Consider the following 2925-nt stretch of genomic DNA (forward strand, 5'->3'; position numbering starts at 1 on the left):
GGGCACCGTGCGCGACTACCTCGACTCGCGGTCCTTCGTGCTGAGGAACCAGGCGCGCACCACCCTGATGCTCGGCCTCGTCCGGCTCCACCTCAACGGCACCGACAACCCTCGGCGCTACGCCGAGCTCCTACGAGCCCACCTCGACGAGAACGCTGGGAACGCACCTCAGCAGCGGCGCCGCTACGACACCGGCACCAGCCGCCGCCTTCCGGCGCAGGTCCGGGCAACACCTTCTCTCCGCACCTGAGTCGCGCTCAGTCCGTCGGGACGAACTGGGTGGATGCACCCTCAGTCGCAGTGGAACTTGGCGTCGGGAGCGGGCTTGAAGACGAACTCCACCGGCATTTCCGACGCTGTGAACACGGCCCGGTCATCGGCTGGTCGAGTCAGCGTGCCTGGAATGCGTTCCGGCCATCCTGTCGGCGCGTTCCCTTGTCCGTCATCACGCGGCGCGGTCCTCCATGTCGTTCCGTCGATCGTGGTGAACTCCACCCCGCAGTGCGCGTAGACCGCGAAGGGCGCGGATGACCCAACCGGGAAGTCGTCCATGGGGCCTTTCGACGAACCGGCGCTGGACACAGCGGCCTTGGGTCCGTCCGACTCGGAAGGTTCGTCAGAGGAAGCGCATGCCGACAGCGACAGAACGACGATCAGCGCTGCTGCCCAGACTCTCATGACCCTACGACGCTCCTACCCAGTAGACGGTTCCGTCCTCGAGTCTGACAGTTCCAGCTGACCGGTGGCGGACAACTGTGTACCTGAACTGGCGACTCGTTGGGCCCCAGTTATCACACCTCAATCGCATAGGGGGGGCGCACCACACCAGAACCGCAGGCAGCCACCGCGCTGACCTTCGCGTGAACTGGATACCCGTGGCCAGCGCGGTCGCCGCAATCGTCGCAGCAGGCATCAGTTTGTTAGGAGTGCTGTTTACGCAGCAGCGTCAGTCGCGAACCGTTGCTGCTGCGCGACGTCTACGGCCTCCCCTACGACGAGATCGCCGCCCTGGTCGGCCCCCTCGGCACGGTGAAGGCGCAGATCCACCACGGCCGCAGGCTGGCCAGACCCCTGCTGCGGGGGATCGATGACGCAACGGGCAGCGGTCGCCGCGCTGCTGTCCGGCCTCCTGCTCGCCGGCTGCTCCTCGAGCGCCGAGGAGCCCGACGAACTCGCCCCTCCGCCCGTCTCGAGCGCAGCACCCGCGGAGTCGGGCGAGACCGCCGTCGCGGGGGCGTCCGCCGCGCCGCTTACCGAGACCGTGGAGCAGGACCTCGACCTCGCGCTCTCCACACCGGTCGAGGACAGCGTCTATCCCAAGGTCGGCGACCCGGGCGTCGACGCCCTCCTCTACGACCTCCACCTGTCGTGGGACCGGGAGGCCAGGAGGCTCACCGCCGACGCGATCGTCACCTTCCGCGCCAGCCGCACGGCACCCCGCTTCCAGCTCGACCTGAGCCCGGCCCTGACTGCGGGGAGGGTCTCCGTCGACGGCGAGCCCGTCGCGTTCGCACGCCGGGGAAAGAACCTCGTGGTGACGGCACCGACCACCACTGACGAGCGCTACGAGCTCACCCTCGACTACGTCGGCAGGCCGCGAGCGGCGCCCGCCCCGACGACGCGCAGCGACTTCTCCACGACCGGCTTCACGATCACCGACACCGGTGAGGTGTGGACGATGCAGGAGCCCTATGGCGCCTACACGTGGTACCCGGTCAACGACCAACCCTCCGACAAGGCGCTCTACGACATCACCGTCACGGCACCCGCCCCCTGGACCGCGATCTCCAACGGCCACCTGACCCGGCTGGTCACGGCGGACGACCTCACGACCACGTCATGGCAGCTCACCGAGCCGGCCTCGTCGTACCTCGTGACGCTCGCGATCGGCGACTACGCCCACAGCAGCAACACCGCGGCGAGCGGCCTGCGGGTGGACTACTGGACGCCTCGCGGCATGGTGGTCGACCTCAACCGGCTCCAGACCGCGGCCGCCTCCATCGACTGGATCGAGTCCAAGCTCGGCCTCTATCCCTTCGACTCGCTCGGCCTGGTCGTCACGGCCTCGCAGAGCGCGATGGAGACCCAGACGACGGTGACGCTGGGCAACAACCCCTACGTCCTGTCGCCCCAGGTGATCGAGCACGAGCTGGTGCACCAGTGGTACGGCGACCAGGTGTCGCCGGCGGACTGGCGCGACGTCTGGCTCAACGAGGGCATGACGATGCTGATGCAGTGGGTCTACGAGGACGAGCACGACATCCGCCCGCTCCGCACGACCATCCAGGACGCACAGGCCGGCGACCAGGGACTGCGCGACGAGTACGGCCCGCCCGGGGCTTACGACCCGCGGCAGTTCGGCGGCTCCAACATCTACTACTCGCCCGCCCTCATGTGGAACGAGCTGCGCCTGGCGTTGGGGGACGACGAGTTCTACCGGATCGCCCGGTCGTGGCTGACCGCCCACGACGGCACCTCGGTGACGCGTGAGCAGATCTTCGACCACTGGGAGAAGGAGACCGGGCGCGAGCTGTCGGCCTTCTTCGACAGGTGGATCACTGGTCGTACGTCGCCGAAGCCGGGTGTGCCGCAATGACGCCCCGCTAGCCGACCTTCTTGGCAGCGGAGGTCTTGACCACGGTGGTGAGACCGGCTTTGGAGTAGGTCACCTTGAGGCTGATCTTGCGGCCCTTGTCGGCGGCGACCAGCTTGTAGGTGGCCTTGCTCGCGGCCTTGATCTTCTTGCCGTTGCGCAGCCACTGGAACTTCACCGTCACGCCCGAAGGGGAGACGGTCCCGATGACGGCCTTCAGCTTCTTGCCGACCTTGAAGGTGCCGGACACCTTCGGCGTGGGGCAGGAGATCGAGGCGGGCGTCGGGATCGGGGTCGGCGTGGGAGTCGGCGTCGGCGTGGGGGTGGGGGTG

3 protein-coding genes and 2 pseudogenes are annotated in these 2925 nt (G+C 68.1%); 3 read left to right on the forward strand and 2 right to left on the reverse strand.

What is annotated here, in order from left to right:
• A partial coding sequence (locus RMO85_RS10910; protein ID WP_310528751.1) for a hypothetical protein occupies positions 1-250 on the forward strand: 250 nt, incomplete at its 5' end.
• Positions 251-291: 41 nt separating this feature from the next.
• Here the strand turns inward: RMO85_RS10910 and RMO85_RS10915 are convergent.
• Positions 292-678 (reverse strand): hypothetical protein, encoded by a 387-nt coding sequence (locus tag RMO85_RS10915; protein WP_310528752.1) that lies wholly within the window; start codon positions 676-678, stop codon positions 292-294.
• Between the two features lie 282 nt (positions 679-960).
• On the opposite strand from RMO85_RS10915, the pseudogene RMO85_RS10920 reads away from it, so the two are divergent.
• Positions 961-1047: pseudogene (locus tag RMO85_RS10920) on the forward strand (RNA polymerase subunit sigma-24); the annotation flags it as partial.
• Between the two features lie 40 nt (positions 1048-1087).
• Positions 1088-2596 carry a M1 family metallopeptidase gene (locus tag RMO85_RS10925; RefSeq protein ID WP_310528753.1) on the forward strand — a complete coding sequence of 503 codons (1509 nt, stop codon included), beginning with the start codon at positions 1088-1090 and terminating at the stop codon, positions 2594-2596.
• Between the two features lie 7 nt (positions 2597-2603).
• On the opposite strand, the pseudogene RMO85_RS10930 reads toward RMO85_RS10925, so the two are convergent.
• Positions 2604-2925 (reverse strand): annotated as a pseudogene (locus RMO85_RS10930) (TQXA domain-containing protein); the annotation flags it as partial.

It is taken from the genome of Nocardioides sp., from assembly GCF_031422975.1.
Taxonomy (GTDB): domain Bacteria; phylum Actinomycetota; class Actinomycetes; order Propionibacteriales; family Nocardioidaceae; genus Nocardioides.